This is a genomic window from Leptospira soteropolitanensis (assembly GCF_026151655.1).
GTDB classification, from domain to species: domain Bacteria; phylum Spirochaetota; class Leptospiria; order Leptospirales; family Leptospiraceae; genus Leptospira_A; species Leptospira_A soteropolitanensis.
In genome coordinates, this window is the sequence record NZ_JAMQPN010000007.1 from 81462 (window position 1) to 99076 (window position 17615).

Below are 17615 nucleotides of genomic sequence, written 5' to 3' on the forward strand. Positions count from 1 at the left end.
ACTCATCCAATCATGTGAAATAATTAAATCAAGCGAATTGAGGATCAGCTAGAAGGCCTTTTTATGTTTTAGACTATGCCATTAACGACAGAGTTTGATCTGATCGATATTGGAGATTTGACGGGGAGCCTGTAGTTTTTTTCCTAAGACAACATTTCCACCTTCCCCAAGGCTTGCCGATTCATAAGCCCATTTTCCAAAGTTAGTAGAAACTGTGAAACAATCAGGAAAGGATTTGGTTTCCTGAATTTCGGAACCAGTCCATAAAAGGATCCGGTCTGGGGTTCTTAGAAACAATTTTTTTCCATCTTCAGCCCAGCGAATTCCATAAAGAGGGAGAGCTGTCCAAAAATTGATAGGGTAACTTTGGATTTTTCTGTCTGAAAGTTGGATGATGTTTAATTCAAATTCGGAAAACTCTCCTTCGTTTTTAGGGTTCGCTGTCACAAGGGCCACTAAGTTGCCGTTAGGAGAGGGGGCCATTTGGAATATGATCCGGTTTTCGGGTGTGGCGGGATAAGAAAAAGCGCCACCTGACTCTGGGTAGAGGGATAAGGTTTGGTTTAATGTTCCGTATTCATCATTTTTGCCGTATAACACAAACAAAGTGGAAGAGTTTGTATGATAAAAAATTCCATCTCCTAAAGACCAAGATGGTAGTGTCCATTCCTTAACAGACTTACCTCCTGTGGGTGTATTTTTTACCAATTCGATTTTGCTTTTATAATTTCTTTTGTCTGTAGTTCCGTTCATAGGGTTCCAAGAGTCCTTCTCTTCGTATTCAACCGTTAAGATTAAATTAAAATTCGGATCGTTACTCGGAGACACCTCTTGTGGCAATTGTGCATGGCGCCAGATCATTTGAGAACATCCAATTAGGGAAAGTGCAAGAATCGGTAGGAGGAATTTCATGAAAAATAGGATAAGTCAAAGAATTTGTCTGTAAACAAAAAAGGGGACCAAAGTCCCCTCTTAGTTAGAAAAAGGAAAGGAAAGGTTTATTTTCCTTTTTTTGCTTTCGCTTTTTCTTTGTTTTTTTGATCAATTTCAGCTCTGTGAGTATCACAAAGTCTGTAAAGGATACCTGTTACAGGATTTTTACGTGTTACTTTAGTTCCACAAACGATGCAAAGACCTTGTGCTCTTCTTCTTTTGTAGAGTTGTTGAACTCTTTCTGCGCCAGAAGCTTTGTACTTAGAGATTTGAATTCTGAATCCTTTGAAAAGGTAATTTCCAATGGATTTTTCAGGATCTTTTTTCAAATCCTCTGCAATTTTGTCAATTTGTCCTGGGCCTACTTTTTGTGGTTCCATAGCTTTCTTTTTCCTTTAAATCTAGATTTTATCTTTTTTGACGAGGGAAAAACCCTTGCCCTAACAAAGGTATCTCTCTTCTCTCTTAAAAATTCAAGATATTTTTTATATCGAATAACAATTTTTTGATGTTTTGCGATGATTTTATTTTATAAAACGATTGATAGGCGATCATCCTCGTTTATTAAATTTGATTTGAATTGCTTTAGGAAAACTGGGGCAGGATTCAACACAAAGTCCACAACCAGTGCAAGACGATGAAACAAAAGTCGGCAAATTCCCTTTAAATTTGACTGTTTTTTCTATTGGACAGGTAACAAAACAAACATTACAGGTGGAATCACCTGTTTTTTCGTTAATGCAATGTTCTGTGATGGCTTTCGCCTTACCAAAATTTGGTTTTTCACCGGACATTTCGTACGGTAGGAGAGCTTCCTCAGGACAAACACTAATACAAGGCCAGTCGCTACAAAGGTGGCATGCTTTTGCATTGGGATCAAGATGTGGAAATATTTTTCCAGATTCCCCTTCTGTAACAGGAAATAGGACGGCATAAGGGCAGGCAAAAATACATTCATTACATCCTGTACAAAGGGAAAAAAAATCAGGGGAAGCACCAGGAGGTAGAGATAATGTCTGAAACATTCTGGTTTTTCGTTTCCGGACAGCTGTTGGTTTTGAGGGCAACTTTTTCTTACTAGATTTTGATTTTGCCTTTTGTTTTACTTTATTAGGGTGAGTTTTTTCATCTTCCCAAACTTCCTTAATTACTTCGGTTAACTCATCCGCTTTCGTAAAGGTAAATTGGAAAACGGATTTAAACCCCTCTCGAAACAGGTCTTTTCGTTTCATCTAATCGGAGACTCTTTCGATTTGAGCACCCAAAGAACGGAGACGGGTATCAATCGATTCAAAACCTCTATCAATCTGAACAATGTTATGAATTTCACTTTGGCCTTCCGCGCAAAGAGCAGCAATGATCATAGCCATTCCGGCGCGGATATCTGGGCTTGCGACTCTTTGTCCATACAAACGGTTGGCTCCAATGACAATGGCTCTGTGGGGATCACAGAGGATGATTTGGGCCCCCATTGCAATGATGTTGTCTACAAAGAAGAGTCTTGATTCAAAAAGTTTTTCATGAATGAGGACTGTTCCTTTACATTGTGTTGCCGTGACAAGTGCCACAGAAGTCATATCGGCGGGAAATCCTGGCCAAGGAGCATCATCAATTTTGGGAGTGGCTCCATGATAGTCGGGTATGATTTCCATCTTTTGGTCTGAGGGAACAAGGATTCCATTTTCTGTGGGCCTTACTTCAATCCCCAATCTGGAATAAACCATCCGAATCATTCGAATGTCTTCTGGATTAACATCTGTAATATGAATTTCTCCCCCCGTGACGGCGGCCAAACTGATAAAGGATCCAATCTCTAAATAATCCGATCCGATTCTATGTCTGAGCCCTCCAATGGGAGACTTTAGAGAACTAATGCCTGTGATCGTTAGTTGGTTTGTTCCGACTCCTTCGATTTTGGCACCAGCAGCAATTAAAAAACGGCAAAGCCCTTGTACGTGTGGTTCGGAAGCTGCATTACGAATCGTTGTTAGGCCCTCTGCATAGACGGCCGCCATCACGGCATTTTCAGTTGCAGTCACAGAAGCTTCATCAAGTAGAATGTCTTTTCCTACCAAACGGTCTGCGGTGATCATATATCCGTCTGGGAATACTTCGATTTTAGCTCCGAGTGCTTCAAGGGCCAACAAATGGGTGTCCATACGGCGTCGCCCAATTTTATCCCCCCCTGGTTTGGGAAGAAAAACCCTTCCCGTTCGGGCAAGGATGGGGCCTGCTAGAGTGACCGCTCCCCTGAGCTGCGAACAAAGTTCGTAGGGAAGATCCGATTTCACTGGATTTTTTTTCTGAAAGAGATAAGATCCTTTGGTATCGAGAGCAGTGATTTCTACTCCGATTTGGCGGAGCACTTCCATGAGTTTTTGAACATCTGCAATTTCTGGAAGGTTTTCCAGAATGACGTCACCTTCCCAAAGTAGGAGGGCCCCAAGAAGCGGTAGTGCTTCATTTTTATTTCCCTGGGGAACAACAGTCCCGTGGAGAGGATTTTTGCCGATAATTTTAAAGTAGGAAGAACTCACCTTGCTTCCATTCGACACAATACGGATATGAGGAAAAGTAAATTATGAATTTTATAGCACAAGTCGTTTGGATTTTTCCCAAATTTGATACGATCTACCTCTTTTACATCTTTCTTATGGGAATTGCCGCCTTCATTTACGTGAAAGTAATGAATTATTTGCAACACAAACAAACCAATGTAGTCAACCACTGGGTTGAGTTCCAACGTTATGCAGTGGCAAGAAAATGCAATCAAGTAGAACTAAATATCCTTCATGCATTTTATGATTCATTAAGTGAAGAAGAACGTGAAATTTATCTTTTACCTGAAAATAGGAACAAATTAAAAAATGCGCTCTATCGTTACTTTTTAAAATCCAATGCCAACACAACAGAAAAGGAAGTGGATCTTTTTGATAAACTCTTCCGGTCGGGAGTGGAATTTAAAAAGGAAATTCTTTCGTTGAATGAACTTACCGTAGGTGAGGTCGCCGCCTTGGAAGCTGACGGGCGCGAAGAACTTACTTATGTGATGCAAAAAACAACAGAGGAACTTCTTTTATCGGTCAAAGGACTTTCGAAGGATTTATTGGTTCCTGGTAAAGAAGCTAAATTATATGTATTTAGACCCAGTAGCGGTGGTTATCTGCTGGAAGGAAAAGTGATTCGAACGAATGAAAGTGGAGTGATTTTCCATTTTAATGGGAAGATTGAAAGGAAAGGGGAATCACATTTAATGTTAACGGATAAGGTTTCCATAACTGTATCTCCTTGGCCACCACCTGATGAAAAAAAACAAGTTTTGGAATTGGATAAAAACAAACTTTTACTCACGGAAGAAAATATTGATAAACAATTGGAAGTATTAAAACGCATCGCAAAAGATCAAAAGGAAAATAACGAAAAACGTTTCGATATCAAAGAAACACCGCGACCTTTTATTACTCTATCAGAAAGACTGTCTGATCGTGGGATCTTGTTTTCATTCCCTCCTGGCATTTCAGCTGAAATTTGGAAACAACAAGACCTTTGGGAAGTGAGTTTTAGTTTTGAAAATGGCCCGATGTTTCATATTCGTGCTAAGATGATGCCCACCAAACAAAAGTCAGATGTATATTTGCTACGTTATGTGGATGCGGATGAATCCGTGCGGAAAACTTTGTATGAAGAAATCCGCAAACGTGGTGGTGTCAGAGAAGTATTGAGTTAAAGAAACTCTTTACAGCCTTTCGGGAAAGGCTCCTTTGGAAGGAGTCTTAGATCCTTTAGGTAATAAAATCAAATCTACTGCGGGGATTTCTTTCCCTGAAGTTAGTTTTTCTCCTAAAGCTTCCCAAGATCCTTGGGTCAAAGAAAAAGATAATAAATATTGTAAGTTAGGAAGTTCCGGCAATTTGATAAAGGGAGTTCCTCCATGTAGAATCACAAACTTTTTGTTTGGGTATTTTTTTGCTAAGTTAACGACGGATAGAACTTCGTTTTCTGATGTGGAATCAAATACAAAAGTTGATATGGTTTTGTTTTTGATTTGGTTTTGGAAATTTTTAAAAGGAATTGATTCGATTTTTTTTGTTTTGAGAGTTTCTTTCAAGCGGCCATTCTTTGCAAAGGATACTGTTTCCGTTTGTAAAATTCCAGAAGTCTGAAATGGATTTGGATAAGAACGAATGGAGTCTTCGTTGATTTCTTTTAAAAAGTTTTTGGATTGATTGAGTCTGATATACCTTTGTTTTCTTTCTTCATTCCAGCTAGCTAAAAATTCTTTTTGTTTTTGGTTTTCTTCGTATACATTTGGTAAAATGGAGTTTGTATCATAGATACCGAGTTCTAGTTTTTTTCGAATTTGTTTTTGTACTGCTTCTTTTAATTTGTCATGTTCTTTTCCGTCTTTGTCTACATAACGGAACTCTCCATTTTTGTAAGCTTCACTTAGCTGCGCTTTGAATTTTCGTGCAGTATCTCCCCAACTTGTCAAAAGAACAATATTGGCACCTGCAAGTAAGGTTAAAACTCCAGGTCTATCCTTTTCATAATTTTTAGAAATGGCATGCATTTCCATAGCATCCGTGATGATAATCCCATCAAAATTTAAATTCTTTCGTAAAACATCAGTTAGAATCGTTTTGGAGAGTGTTGCTGGAAACTGCGGATCAATTTTAGGATATACTATATGTGCAGACATTACCGCCTCTGCACCGCCAGCAATTGATCTTTTAAAAGGAACCAGTTCCAATTTTTCTAATTCTTCAAGACTTTTGTTTATGATGGGAAGACCTAAGTGGCTATCCACTGTTGTGTCTCCATGTCCAGGAAAATGTTTTATCACTGGCAAACATCCTCCAGCGCGTGCTCCTCTTTCATAAGCAACGGCCACATCAGAAACTCGTTTGGAATCAGAACCAAACGAACGTGTATTGATGACAGGATTTAATGGATTGTTATTGATATCTAAAACTGGCGCAAATAGAAAGTTGAGTCCTAAGTTACGGAGTTCATAGGAAGTAACAAAACCAACGGTTTCTCCCCATTCTATATTTCCTGTTTGGCCTACTGCCATTGCTCCTGGGTAAGGTGTGATCCCGTCTTGGACTCGAAATACACGTCCTCCTTCTTGGTCTGTGGAGATAAGAAAGGGAGGAAGCCCATTGGCTTTTGCTTCTGATTGTAATCCACTGGTAAGTGCGAGGATTTCTTCTTTTTTACCTAAGTTTTTTCCAAAGAGGATGATTCCACCTGGTTTTGTTTCTTTGATTTCTTCGATAGCAATCGCATCGACTGTTTTTTGCGGAATGGCAATGTGGATGGTTTGGCCAACTAGCTCCGCCTCTGTCATTGCATTCGTGATGGCCCAGGCTTTTTCATTTAACCAATCTTTTCTTTCGTTGGCGGCAAGTTCATTTAAATAAAATCCAAAACAATAGGAAGAGCCAAAAAATCCGAATAGAAGAAAGAGGGAAAAAGATGTGCGAAGTAAAACTTGGTTCATAAGGTTTGATAGTACGATTTACTGACGGCTTTTTCGAGACAACCAAGAAAAATATATTGTTTGAGAGAGAAATCCATCGTCTTTAGTCTTTGTGGATGATTTTTATAAAAACCTAAAGCCTAGTTCCCAATTTCAAACCCTATTCGATGGAAATATACCAGCAAAAGTTCCAGATGATTGGTTTGTATTAATCACAGACATAGTTGGATCTACAAAGGCGATTGAAGAGGGTCGATATAAAGATGTGAATACTGCGGGTGGACTCACTGCGATAGCAGTTGCTAACGTTTATGGGCACATGGATTTCCCATTTGTCTTTGGAGGAGATGGAGTAACGTTTTTGCTACCAGTGAATTTACTTTTCCCCATTCGTTCTGCCATTGCTGATACTATTTCTCAGGTGAGGTCTGCTTTTGGATTGGAGATGCGTGCGGGAATTGTTCCCGTACAAGAATTATATCGCGCTGGTGCTGAGTTATACTTAAGTAAGTTTCGGGCTTCCGATTATTATGTTCAATGTTCTATCTTTGGTGATGCCTTGGCCCTTGCCGAAACTTGGATTAAAGAGGGAAAGGATGAGTCCTATTTAGTGCGAGAAAATGAAAAGATCCTTCCTGCCGATTTTACTGGTTTTACTTGTCGGTGGAAAGATATTCCAAGCGAACGAGGAGAGATAGTTTCACTGATTGTTAAACCCATTCATAAAGACTTTGAAACATGCAAAAAAACGATCACTCGAGTTTTGAATTTCATTCGTTCAGAATATGGAGATGAAGGGGACTATCATCCTTTACGTGTGAGAAATATCGAACTTGATTCGGGGCCTTATCTACGAAACGAAGCTCTGGCTCGTGTGGGTAAATCCAGAGGACTAAAATACTATGCGACACTCGCATCCATTTGGATCGAAAGAACCGTTATGGCATTTGCTTTGAGGTTTGGAATTCCTCTTCGTTCCGGTCATTACTCTCTAAACAAATTAAAAGATTATCAAGTGCTTTCTGCTGATTTTCGTAAGTATGATGGAACTTTGAAGATGGTGATTGATGGATCGAGACAACATAGAGAGGCCCTTGTTTCCTTTTTAAACCAGTTAGAATCTGAAAACTTTGTCCGTTATGGGTTCTTTGTATCGAACCGGTCTCTTATGACTTGTGTATTGAAAGTTGCCTCCTCTGAAGAAGTTCATTTTGTGGATGGAGCTGACGGCGGTTTTGCGATGGCCGCCAAATCGTTAAAGGAAAAGTTAAAGGCATTAGGTTAATCTTTGTTTATTGTTCTACACAGATCAGTTTTTTTGATCCGGTGCAAACGGCTTCTTGACTTGTGATACTATTCGCTGAAGTCATAGTCCAAGATTGTCCATAAAGGTAACTTGTTGGGTTCGACGGACAATTTTGGTAGGTAAACCCGTGGCAGTTATGTAAGTAAGTTAATCCATCACCAGTACAAACGGGTGTGCTAACTTGTGTGGCAGGTACAAGAGTGTTTGTCATCCCTGTCCAATACTGATCTCCGACAGTCGAGAATTCTCTAGGAAGATTTGTTGGATCAAATCCTGCCGATCCATCTGCAACAAATAAAGATGAATATTCATCACTACAGTTCGCATAACCAGAAGTATTACACCGGTAATAATGATATCCTGCTGTTAAAACCCAATTAATTCCATTGGGGATTCGGTTATTGACCTCAGAGGGCGAACCAGCACTATTACTAACAATTAAAGCTTTAAAGGATCCTCCTGTTACCCCACTAGGTCTATTATTGTTGCAAGTTTGGTCTGCAGCAAAAACACCTTGAGCGGTCATTTCACCAGGAGTGTTTACGACGCTTACATAAATTCTTTTGCCTAATGGTTCATTGTCTCGATTCGTAATCGTTTGGTTGGGTAATGTAGCGGCCCCACTTGAATACACTCCATCAATATTGGCATTTTTTGTTAGGTTGACCACAAATTCTTGGGGTCCGTCTGAAAAAGTATCCTCATCCCCAAGAATGGTTACCGTTTGTCTCTTCGATGAATTCTTACAGTTTGCATCGCCAGCGTCTTCATCATTCACTCTGCTTGATGGGGGAAAGGTAAGAGTGTCGGTAGAAAGTGTTCCACATTCTCCATAAGCGGCAGTTCCTGCCGCATATATTGCACATGCTACACTGATTTTAATCTCTTCTGTATTTTGTGCTCCAAGACAAACATCTATAGTTGCAGTGTCAGCGCCACTGGAAGAACCTTCTTTTGTGGATCCCGATTTACTTACATAGAAATAAGCTTCATTATCCGTCGTTACGGCATAGATATCAATTGGATTGTATGAAATTGATCCCGTTGATAAAGATGTAGTTACATCCCAATTGATCGCATTATCTACTTCGTTGTCATCTACATGAGTCAGTAAGATTTGGTTAGCTCCATTGTTTTCCATGAAATTATAGTTTGAGCTATTCACTGTAACTGTTGCAGGCACTGTTCCCTCGGTAGTATCTGTGCTTGTAAGAGCAATTGTCGCATCAGAACCTGGGTTTGTTTGGGAAATCATCCAGATTTTTGTGGTTGCACCTTCCACAGCCGATAAACGTCCACTTGCGGTTCCCAAAGGAGATCCAGAGAAGTTACAAGGCTGTAAGAGATGAGTTCCATCGTTGTCACAAGACCTAACAGCGAATGTTGGTTCTGTCACTGTAGTATTATAAGTAGAGTCGAGAGACGATGCAACGAATGAAATTGTATAATCTACATTACCAGAGTTCGCTGAGTCTGATTTGCCTTCCACTTGAAAGGATTGGTAATCATTCCAGTTTGTAGGGGTGAAGGTAAGTGTCGGGGTTAAAATATTACATTTATTTCCACAATTGGAAGAAAAGGCGAGAGTTACATTATTAGTTGGTTTAGTTCTTAGTTTCAGTTGGAAGTTTGAATATTTTGAACCAAAGCGATTATTTTCATCGGTAGCAAATTGAGTCACTGTACCTCCTGAAGTTCCCGTACTTCCCGTAGAAGAGTCAAATCTCATATAAGCGTATCCAGGAACACTTTGGTCACGATTGTAAACTACAACGTTTCTCGGTTTGATTCCGTTATATTCCAAATCGGAACTAGTAGTTTTTCCCACTTCTACCGTATAAACTTTTACTCCATCGATTTCCAAATCGTCAATCGATGTCACTATAACCAATTGTGGTGTGGAGAAGTTAGTTGGAGTGAAGGTTAAAGTTTTTGGATTAGCACTACCCTCCCTGTTGTTTGCATTTACAGAATCATAAATATCATTGATCGGAATAGTAACATTCGCGGTCGGAGCAGTGCGAAGTTTAACTTGAAAATTTCCATCGGTGGCACTTGCAGAAGGACTAGGTTCTTCCATAACTCTAGAGATGTTGGATACCCTGACTCCAGGTGCATCTGCATCATCAAGTGAAACAGAAATATCGCACACATCTTTTCCTGAATATGTTCCTGAAGTTTCTTTGCCGTTACCATCTTTTTGTGTCATTGTACCTAATGCTACAATCAGGGGATTAACAACTGCATTTCTTAGAGAATCATGCGAAGCTGTAAATTTGAAACATTGCCTTTCTGAGACACCACTCCCAGTAAAACTAAGTTTTGTTGGGAGTGCAGATTCTGCTCCTGGGTAAGACTTTACTGAATAAATCCGGGAACCATAGTTAGATGTCAATGAAACAGGTATATCGATAGATCCGCTAAACGGAGTGTTGGGATAAATGCATGTTTCAAAACTAATATAACCCCATTGACCCGCGGATAAATTAAGTCCGGAATCATTAGATGCATTGAAGGTTGCAGTAACGTCCCCGTCCTCCTCTAAATATATTGTTTTGGTTGTGATGGTGATATCTGATGTGCAAGAAGCAGCGGTCGCAGCTTCTTTCCCAAATAATTTATCAAACTGTTCGCTGAGGCCAAAGAGAAATGTATCTCCTGCAGAAACTTGGCCACTGCAATTTTGGAATGATACTAAAAAGATAAGGAAGATAAAAATGGGAAATAAATTGCGCTTATCATGTTTCATGAATAATTTCTAACCACCAATCTATGGACTTAACCAAATGTTTCTATTTATGAGAAGCAGGCAATGAAAATCCTAAGACCATCCGAATTTGAATAGCATGATATGCGAGTTAGGTGTTGTTTAAAAAGCAAACAGTTTGTAGTGAATTCATAGAGACAATTTTAGTGTATACCCCCAAGGTGTGTGTCAACTTTATGTTATGAAAATAAACCTATTCATTGAATGGTGTTAATTTTACTTTCAATCAATTAAATATTGATTTCCTGAATTCATTTCAAAGATAAGGACTGTTGCACTATGTTTAAATATAGCTCCGTACATAATGTTTTATTTTTGATAAGTTTATTATTTACTGTTGTGAATTGTAATACAGTAGAAAAACCGGATTGGGCAAAGTCAGTAGCCTTTCAAAAGTTTTGCGGATGTGTCAACCCTAAAGAGGCGAAAGCTGGTGACCACTTAGGTAGTTTACCCGAAGGTTCTTTGGATAAAATGGGAACTTCCGAATATTTGGAGAAATTATATAAAGGCCTTCGCAATGATTTCGAGCACTCTGGAACTCCATTTGAAGAAATAGGTGGAAGCCTTGTCGGAAAAGGTGTCGAACTCAAACGAATAGAAGATGATGAAAAACGTCTTAGGGAACTACTGATCGTCATTGATGGGGACGTGGCTTTCCCATCAGGAAAATCAACTCTCACTCCTAAAGCAAAAGAACTCATCGCCAAAGTTGGCGACGCAATGGAAGCATACCCTGAAACCAATTGTCGCATTGGTGGACACACAGATAGTGTGGGTGCATTCTCAATGAACCTCAAGTTAAGTAAGGAACGTTCTCAATCCGTAAAACTTGAATTAAAACTGATTCACAGAATTGTTGAAGCACGTTTTAAGGAAGTGGATGGTTTCGCTGATTTACACAAAATAGTCGATACAATGCTTGCGGAAAAGAAAAACCGTAGAACTGAAATTTATGTAGGGACGGTTCGCATTGTTTATTAAATTTTCAAAATTGATTTCATTAAATTTTTATTCAGTTCTATTCTATATGTTATTTGTCTTTGCAGTTATACCTTTGAGGTCAGAGGAATCCAAAACGGGAAGCGCAGATGCAAATACAAATTCCTCTGTCCCATTAGAAGATAGAGAAAATAACCAAACTCGAATGGATATTTTTAATCAGGTGTATGAACATAGGGTTATGCTTCGCACTGGTTGGGGTATTGGAAAACTCTCTCCAGCAATCCTGAATGAAACGGGACCAGCTTGGTTTCAGAATTCACTTTTTCGACAAATCACTGAACCCGGATCTCCACTTTCTATCCCATACAAACCCGTGAAAGATTTGGGTGTTAATTCCCAGTTTTGGGACATTCGGTACGGTTACAAAAATAAATTCGAAATCCAATTAGCAGAAGATACTTCTCTTGGTGTTTATAGTAGGGATCTTCCTGCCTCTAATAACTTTTTTTCACCAAGAACGGATACCTATTGGGCTAGTGCCTTTGAAGGAAACCGTTTGTTACGATTTGAAGGAGTTAGCCAACACCTTCGTTTTTCTTATACGCACCCTTTCTCAAAGATTTTTATGATTGGACCTTCTGTCAATTTTCACCGTTATACGGAGCGAAATAATATCTCATACGGTTCTTATTCTACGAGTAGAGCGGAAGCAACAGTTCCGAACAAAGCTACTTGGTCTATTGGTGGAGATGCAAACGCTGAATATTCAATGAAAGGAATTTTACCTGGAATTTTTGCCAAGTTTAAACTTCGGGATTGGTGGGAACTCCGGACAAGATTAGAGTTACTAGATAGAAAAGGAAACTTTACTGTGTTAGGTTCTCAAATCATCCAAGAAGCATTTAGTGATGGAAGTTCAAATTTATCTGGCGTTCTTCCTGCTTACGGTGGAAAGGTGAGAGACAAGGGCACCATTTTAAATATAGAATCTTCTTTTCAATATTGTCGTTTCACCTTGGACATTGGAATGATCCGCCAAGACATCAAACGTAGTTATGATACGTATTTGGGTGATACGCTCGGAGGTGTCCCAAGAAGCGATTATTCCTCTAGAAGTGTGTATATTGGATTTTCGGAAATGTCAGCCTCGGTTAAACACACAGTTACAGAGTTTTATATTATGCCAGGAGTTTCTTTTTTTTACGACGCAGACAAAATTTACTGAATACAACCATTCCCGTATCTAAGGAAAATTCTTTGAAAGCCAATCAGTCGAAGAGTTTGTATATTGTGATCAAAAATGTTTGATTTGTATCCTTTCCAAACAATCTAATAGATAATGCCTTATATAATTTTTTTCAGCGTGTTTTTTCTTTTTTCTTGTGGGAACTCTTCTGACCAGACGAATACCAATTCTTCAGCAAGTAAAACACAAAATGATACTAAACGTATTATTTATTTCGGAGATTCCCTGACGGCAGGGTATGGTCTTTTGGATTACGAAGATGCCTGGCCCCATGTATTGACCAAAAGAATCAATGCAGAAGGATATGCCTATCAAATGACCAATGCTGGTGTTTCTGGAGACACAACTAGCGGTGGGCTTGGAAGGTTAGAATGGGTTCTTGCGGAAAAACCTACTATCTTTGTTTTAGAATTAGGTGCCAATGATATGCTCCGAGGCATTAGTCCAAACGTAACAAAAGAAAACCTTCGTTCGATGATTCGGCAAATTAAATCCCAATATCCAAACACTACGATATTGTTAGTGGGGATGTATGCAACTCCCAATATGGGAAAAAAATATGCGAGTGCATTTAATTCTATATATCCAGAACTTTCTAAAGAAGAGGATGTGCCTCTAGTTCCATTTATATTAGAAAAAGTTGCCTCCATCCGTAAACTCAATCAAAAAGATGGTATTCACCCCACAGAAGCAGGCCATAAATTAGTTTCCGAAACAGTTTATCCATATCTGAAACCTTTGTTAGTGAAATAGGTGTGTCTTTGCCTTATTTGCTTGTAACTTAAGTAAGAGAATGATAAGTATCTGGATTTTTAAAACTGTTGTCGGTTGCTTTATGTTAGGTGTTTTTTGAGATTAAATTATAGGTTTGAAAAAACCCTTAATCGATTTCGGATTTCTTATGCATAACTGAATATGGTTTTTGTCATGAAATCCTGCGTTGGGGTAGATTTCTTTTCCCTCTCTAAAATAACCTCTTACAGAATCGAAAACAGGTAGTTCTATTTCCTTTCTCATTGCATGAAGATTTTCAATGACAGCACAATCGAGGTGTCTTAGTAAAAGGTCTTTTTCCGTGTCTATGGATTTGTTTTCAGGTAGTGGTTTACCTGTTGTTTTACTGGATATTGATAGTAAATTATAGCTTTCTTTAAGAAGGTCAATTGATTCCGATTCCAGTAAATTTAGACAGTTTCCCAAATCTATGATTGCACCGATGACAGCTGGCTTTTTGATTTTTCCTTTGTTTCTGCTTGAATTTTTTATCAATAGGTGGGCGTATTCGAGTGCTCTTGAATAATTTCCTTCCCAAAAATAGATTCCATGTCCGAGCCAGTCGTAACTATTCTGGCTTTTCGAGAGTGGTATATTGCCAGAAATTACTAAATTGGCTATTTCTTCATCGCATCCGTGAAAACCAAAAACAAGACCTGGTACAGATGAATACACTATTTTTTAAATGCAGTTTTGAGATGACCTGATTTGGTATAAATACCTGTCTTTGCTAAATAAGCGTTTGTTGAAACCTTAGATGCGGTCACTTTTTTCGTAAGTTCCTGCATTTGCTTCAACTGGTCTTTTAGATCAGAACTTTTTACAACTTTTCCTGACATAACCATTAGACCCTAAAACTGACAAAACTTTGTGTAAACTTATTTATTGATTCAATCAGGAAATTATCAACCATTATCCTCCTTAAGGTTGATAAACCGCCCTATATTTACTTTGCGATACCTTTTCCGGATGAACCACCCAAGATTCTGCAATGGGAATTTTACGACTAGGACCTAAGTCGGTTAGGTTTTTAGACCGAATAAAAGCATCGATTTTTTCTAGATTGCCATTTCCTTCGGCCCAGATACGTATGGTGCCATTTTCCTGAACCAATTCCTCCACACGAGCCCCTAAATAGACTCGGACATTCATAAATCCATTTTCGTCAGTATCAAATTCGGAGTAGGCAACATGGCCAGAGATAATTCCTGTTTTGGCAAATTGGTTAAAATAGGTTTTTGTTTCCCAAATCCCGTTTTGATTTTCGTCAGACCATTCCACTAATTTTTGTGTCTCGGGCCCAAACCACAAACGACGTGTAGGTTGTTTTGTTTTTGGGTCTCTCCATTCGTTAAACAGAGGAAAGGTTTTGGATTGGTCTTTTAAATCGCCGTAAATCCAAGCTAGGTCATGGTAGAGGTTTCCCTCTTCTTTGGTAGCTAGGAAGAACCCAATGCCCATTTCCTTCCACTGCACCAAGGCTTGGTTTTTGATTTCTGTAAATTGTAAAGGGGAACAGGAAAAATAAAAATAGGAGAAAATAAAGGTTAAGATCCTCTTCATATAGAGAAGAGGATTGTTTTAAGATTGGCAAAGTAAATAAAAAAAAGGCCAAAAAGGTGACCAGTCCTAGAAAACTTAAATTCTTAAGAAATCTTAGAACTCAAGATTTAGGTTAGCACATTTAGTAGTTGCAGGTTGGGAAGAACCGTAAGTGCAACTGGATAAGGCCACTACAGTTGGAGGTGTAGTGAAAAGACCTGCATTAGTGCTAGAATCTTTTATTGCGATTACACAAGTAGGTTGCGTAGCTGCAGTAGCAAACGCAACTGCGCTCATAGTGTAATAATCTTCTAAAGAGCCTGGTTTCATCGCTGCGATTTGTTCGTCAGTTCTGCCTGCGTTTTTAAGAGTATTATGAGATTCTGTTACAAGGTTTCCAATTGCAACCATCTTGCCGTTAACAAGCGATACTTTGTATTGGTCTTCAGTCATATTGTTATATGCATTGATTAAGTAGTTAGCCGTTGAAGTCGCAGCTGTTGATGTTGCATTGCAGTTGGAACCAGCTTTTGAGTAAATTGTTTGAAGTTTCGCTGTTTCGGATTTTGTTTGAGCCACAGCTTCCTCTTTCGTTCCCGGTTGAGAACAACCACCTTTAGGAACCGAAAGCAAAGTGGCAGTGTAAGTCGTTGAGTTAGTTTTTGTAACGCTAGCACAGTTGCCACTTAATTGATCATTTGCATAAAGTAAAAGAGCAATTACAGGAGAGTTGTCTTTTTCTTCTTTTGGTATGCAGTTTGTAAAAACAGCAACTACGAAAAGTAGGGCTAGAGAGATGGATTTTGTTTTTTTCATTTGTGTTTCCTTATGGAATTTTATCGCCGTTTGCGAGCAGATTATTCTAGTTAGGTTAGAAGGAAAAAACAGTCAAGAGATAATTCGGGTTAGGCTAACATTGGAGAAGAAATATATTGTAAATTTTGTTTAAATCACCTTATGGTTGATATACGATGTTGGTATATGGATTTTAAGACAATTCTCTGGTTGTTTGAGTCAATAATATATATTCAAGTCAGAATTAATTTGTGAATTAATAAAAGTAAAAATCCAATTTCTAGTATCTTTCTCATCTTTTATTCAGAAGAAGAATCTTTCAAAATTGTTTTTTTGATAGGGATAACTACAATTATGGCTAAAAATAAAAAAACCGGCCACTTAGGTGACCGGTCCTTAAAAACTGAAATTCTTAAGAGATCTTAGAACTCAGTGTTAAGAGTTGCGCATTTTGTTGTAGCAGGTTGGGAAGAACCGTAAGTGCAAGAGGATAAAGCAAGAACAGTCTGAGGATTTGTGAAAAGACCTGCAGTAGCACCAGAATCTTTAATTGCTGTAACACAAGCAGTTTGTGCTCCCGCATAAAGCACTGCGCTCGCTACATAATAATCTTCCAAAGAACCTGGTCGTGTTGCAGCAATTTGCTCATCAGTTCTACCAGCAGCTTTTAACGAGTTGTAAGACTCAGTTACAAGGTTTCCAATTGCAATCATTCTGTTATTCACAAGTGTTGCTTTGTATTGGTCTTCAGTCATGTTGTTAAGATTTGTAACATTATTGTTCAAGTTAGTCGTTACAGCTGTAGAAACAGCATTACAGTTAGAACCAGCTTTTGCGTAAATAGCAGCAATTTTTTCTAAAGTTGATTTAGTTTGAGCTGCAGCAGCTTCTTTAGTTGCTTGTTGTGAGCAACCACCTTTTGGTACTGAAATCAAAAAAGCAGTATAAGATGTGGAACTTGCTTTTGTAACAGAGGCACAGTTACCGCTTAGTTGGTCATTTGCATAAAGCAAAAGAGCAAGTACAGGAGTGTCGTCTTTTTCGTCTTTTTTACAGTTACCAAAAACCGCAGCTACGAAAAGTAGAGCGAGGAGGATAGATGTTGTTTTTTTCATTCGTGTTTCCTTATGGAATATTATCGCCGTTTGCCAGCGGGTACTAGTTAGTCGCAGATATGAAAATTGTGTCAAGAGAATTCGGTTTAAATACGCAAATTTTTGTAAACTTCTGTTTTTCTGACATTTTTCCATCCATACAAGGATTATGCGGTATTATGGAATCAATCTAAAACACTTGTAAAACCTGGATTCTCTCTAGTAGAAAATAACCTTACAAAGTGTTTTCCTGGTAATGAAACTGTTTGTAGAACTGCCATCACGCATTTTGGTGGAGCAGGAATGGGAGGAAAGATCCAAAAATCGAAGGGTAGGTTGTGAATTTTTCGCATAATCCTTGTATTTTGCGAATTTGAATCGAGGGATTTCCATAAAAAAAATTTCAATCGCGTTCACCGTTCACTATTGATTGCCAGTTGGTTCCTTTCCGAAAGAAAGAGAGACTTCCTTTTGGGGACTGGTATCGTGGTTTCGAATATAAAGAAATGCTTCTTAGAAAAAGAATCTTTCTAAAAAGTACATCGTTTATTTTAACAGGGAGGAAAGTCCACTCACCCATTGGTAAAGTTGGGAATGCTATTTTTTTGTTTTAGCGTTTAGTGCTTGTTAGTTGGCGGAATCGTTTCCCCCGTCCCGCGTCCCAAAATTTGGGGATCTGATTTTAAACCTTACCGACGATTTTCCTCTATCAATTTTTACCTTTTTTCCTT

16 protein-coding genes are annotated in these 17615 nt (G+C 38.7%); 5 read left to right on the top strand and 11 right to left on the bottom strand.

Translation table 11 applies throughout. From position 1 onward, the window contains the following. Nucleotides 1-81: 81 nt before the first annotated feature. The 4 genes from ND811_RS14540 to murA all read right to left on the bottom strand — a co-directional run bounded on the left by ND811_RS14540 (nucleotide 82) and on the right by murA (nucleotide 3470). Nucleotides 82-861: a hypothetical protein gene (locus tag ND811_RS14540; RefSeq protein ID WP_265352770.1), complete on the bottom strand. Its 780-nt coding sequence runs from the start codon at nucleotides 859-861 to the stop codon at nucleotides 82-84. A gap of 137 nt (nucleotides 862-998) precedes the next feature. Continuing rightward, a complete protein-coding gene (locus tag ND811_RS14545; protein WP_002973161.1) occupies nucleotides 999-1313 on the bottom strand; it encodes an LIC10235 family protein in 315 nt (104 codons plus the stop codon). Nucleotides 1314-1484: 171 nt separating this feature from the next. Further along, nucleotides 1485-2165 (bottom strand): 4Fe-4S dicluster domain-containing protein, encoded by a 681-nt coding sequence (locus tag ND811_RS14550; protein WP_265352769.1) that lies wholly within the window; start codon nucleotides 2163-2165, stop codon nucleotides 1485-1487. Continuing rightward, complete coding sequence (gene murA, locus ND811_RS14555; RefSeq protein ID WP_265352768.1) at nucleotides 2166-3470, bottom strand: UDP-N-acetylglucosamine 1-carboxyvinyltransferase; 1305 nt, start codon at nucleotides 3468-3470, stop codon at nucleotides 2166-2168. It abuts the gene before it with no gap. A 44-nt stretch (nucleotides 3471-3514) separates the two neighbouring features. Here murA and ND811_RS14560 point away from each other — a divergent pair, with 44 nt between their 5' ends. Beyond that, on the top strand, nucleotides 3515-4660 hold the full coding sequence (locus ND811_RS14560; protein WP_265352767.1) for a hypothetical protein: 1146 nt from the start codon (nucleotides 3515-3517) through the stop codon (nucleotides 4658-4660). A gap of 9 nt (nucleotides 4661-4669) precedes the next feature. On the opposite strand, the gene ND811_RS14565 is transcribed toward ND811_RS14560, so the two are convergent. Continuing rightward, nucleotides 4670-6436 carry a glycoside hydrolase family 3 protein gene (locus ND811_RS14565; RefSeq protein ID WP_265352766.1) on the bottom strand — a complete coding sequence of 589 codons (1767 nt, stop codon included), beginning with the start codon at nucleotides 6434-6436 and terminating at the stop codon, nucleotides 4670-4672. 91 nt (nucleotides 6437-6527) lie between these two features. On the opposite strand from ND811_RS14565, the gene ND811_RS14570 reads away from it, so the two are divergent. Then, complete coding sequence (locus ND811_RS14570; RefSeq protein ID WP_265352765.1) at nucleotides 6528-7700, top strand: DUF3095 domain-containing protein; 1173 nt, start codon at nucleotides 6528-6530, stop codon at nucleotides 7698-7700. Between the two features lie 7 nt (nucleotides 7701-7707). On the opposite strand, the gene ND811_RS14575 is transcribed toward ND811_RS14570, so the two are convergent. Then, nucleotides 7708-10470, bottom strand: coding sequence for a hypothetical protein (locus ND811_RS14575; protein WP_265352764.1), 2763 nt, complete (start codon nucleotides 10468-10470; stop codon nucleotides 7708-7710). 297 nt (nucleotides 10471-10767) lie between these two features. Here ND811_RS14575 and ND811_RS14580 point away from each other — a divergent pair, with 297 nt between their 5' ends. From ND811_RS14580 to ND811_RS14590, 3 genes are all read left to right on the top strand, one after another. Beyond that, the gene (locus tag ND811_RS14580; protein WP_265352763.1) at nucleotides 10768-11472 is read left to right on the top strand and encodes an OmpA family protein; all 705 of its coding nucleotides are present in this window, start codon (nucleotides 10768-10770) and stop codon (nucleotides 11470-11472) included. 46 nt (nucleotides 11473-11518) lie between these two features. After that, entirely contained in the window at nucleotides 11519-12658 is a 1140-nt protein-coding gene (locus tag ND811_RS14585; RefSeq protein ID WP_265352845.1) for a hypothetical protein, read from the top strand. Nucleotides 12659-12772: 114 nt separating this feature from the next. Beyond that, a complete protein-coding gene (locus tag ND811_RS14590; protein WP_265352762.1) occupies nucleotides 12773-13432 on the top strand; it encodes an arylesterase in 660 nt (219 codons plus the stop codon). A 102-nt stretch (nucleotides 13433-13534) separates the two neighbouring features. Here ND811_RS14590 and ND811_RS14595 read toward each other — a convergent pair whose 3' ends face one another. From ND811_RS14595 to ND811_RS14615, 5 genes are all read right to left on the bottom strand, one after another. Then, entirely contained in the window at nucleotides 13535-14128 is a 594-nt protein-coding gene (locus ND811_RS14595) for a hypothetical protein (RefSeq protein WP_265352761.1), read from the bottom strand. After that, a complete protein-coding gene (locus ND811_RS14600) occupies nucleotides 14128-14292 on the bottom strand; it encodes a hypothetical protein (RefSeq protein WP_002989492.1) in 165 nt (54 codons plus the stop codon). Before ND811_RS14600 ends, ND811_RS14595 begins: the two co-directional genes overlap by 1 nt. A gap of 82 nt (nucleotides 14293-14374) precedes the next feature. Further along, nucleotides 14375-15016 (bottom strand): Lsa25.6 family adhesin, encoded by a 642-nt coding sequence (gene lsa25.6 / locus ND811_RS14605; protein ID WP_265352760.1) that lies wholly within the window; start codon nucleotides 15014-15016, stop codon nucleotides 14375-14377. Between the two features lie 93 nt (nucleotides 15017-15109). Next, the gene (locus ND811_RS14610; protein WP_265352759.1) at nucleotides 15110-15811 is read right to left on the bottom strand and encodes a hypothetical protein; all 702 of its coding nucleotides are present in this window, start codon (nucleotides 15809-15811) and stop codon (nucleotides 15110-15112) included. A gap of 401 nt (nucleotides 15812-16212) precedes the next feature. Beyond that, nucleotides 16213-16905, bottom strand: coding sequence for a hypothetical protein (locus ND811_RS14615; protein WP_265352758.1), 693 nt, complete (start codon nucleotides 16903-16905; stop codon nucleotides 16213-16215). Nucleotides 16906-17615: the final 710 nt, after the last annotated feature.

Excerpts from the sequence above, each read along its gene's own strand:
- ND811_RS14540 (WP_265352770.1), bottom strand. The coding sequence starts at position 861 with ATGATCTGGCGCCATGCACAATTGCCACAAGAGGTGTCTCCGAGTAAC.
- ND811_RS14545 (WP_002973161.1), bottom strand. The coding sequence starts at position 1,313 with ATGGAACCACAAAAAGTAGGCCCAGGACAAATTGACAAAATTGCAGAG.
- ND811_RS14550 (WP_265352769.1), bottom strand. The coding sequence starts at position 2,165 with ATGAAACGAAAAGACCTGTTTCGAGAGGGGTTTAAATCCGTTTTCCAA.
- ND811_RS14560 (WP_265352767.1), top strand. The coding sequence starts at position 3,515 with ATGAATTTTATAGCACAAGTCGTTTGGATTTTTCCCAAATTTGATACG.
- ND811_RS14565 (WP_265352766.1), bottom strand. The coding sequence starts at position 6,436 with ATGAACCAAGTTTTACTTCGCACATCTTTTTCCCTCTTTCTTCTATTC.
- ND811_RS14575 (WP_265352764.1), bottom strand. The coding sequence starts at position 10,470 with ATGAAACATGATAAGCGCAATTTATTTCCCATTTTTATCTTCCTTATC.
- ND811_RS14580 (WP_265352763.1), top strand. The coding sequence starts at position 10,768 with ATGTTTAAATATAGCTCCGTACATAATGTTTTATTTTTGATAAGTTTA.
- ND811_RS14585 (WP_265352845.1), top strand. The coding sequence starts at position 11,519 with ATGTTATTTGTCTTTGCAGTTATACCTTTGAGGTCAGAGGAATCCAAA.
- ND811_RS14590 (WP_265352762.1), top strand. The coding sequence starts at position 12,773 with ATGCCTTATATAATTTTTTTCAGCGTGTTTTTTCTTTTTTCTTGTGGG.
- ND811_RS14600 (WP_002989492.1), bottom strand. The coding sequence starts at position 14,292 with ATGTCAGGAAAAGTTGTAAAAAGTTCTGATCTAAAAGACCAGTTGAAG.
- lsa25.6 (WP_265352760.1), bottom strand. The coding sequence starts at position 15,016 with ATGAAGAGGATCTTAACCTTTATTTTCTCCTATTTTTATTTTTCCTGT.
- ND811_RS14610 (WP_265352759.1), bottom strand. The coding sequence starts at position 15,811 with ATGAAAAAAACAAAATCCATCTCTCTAGCCCTACTTTTCGTAGTTGCT.
- ND811_RS14615 (WP_265352758.1), bottom strand. The coding sequence starts at position 16,905 with ATGAAAAAAACAACATCTATCCTCCTCGCTCTACTTTTCGTAGCTGCG.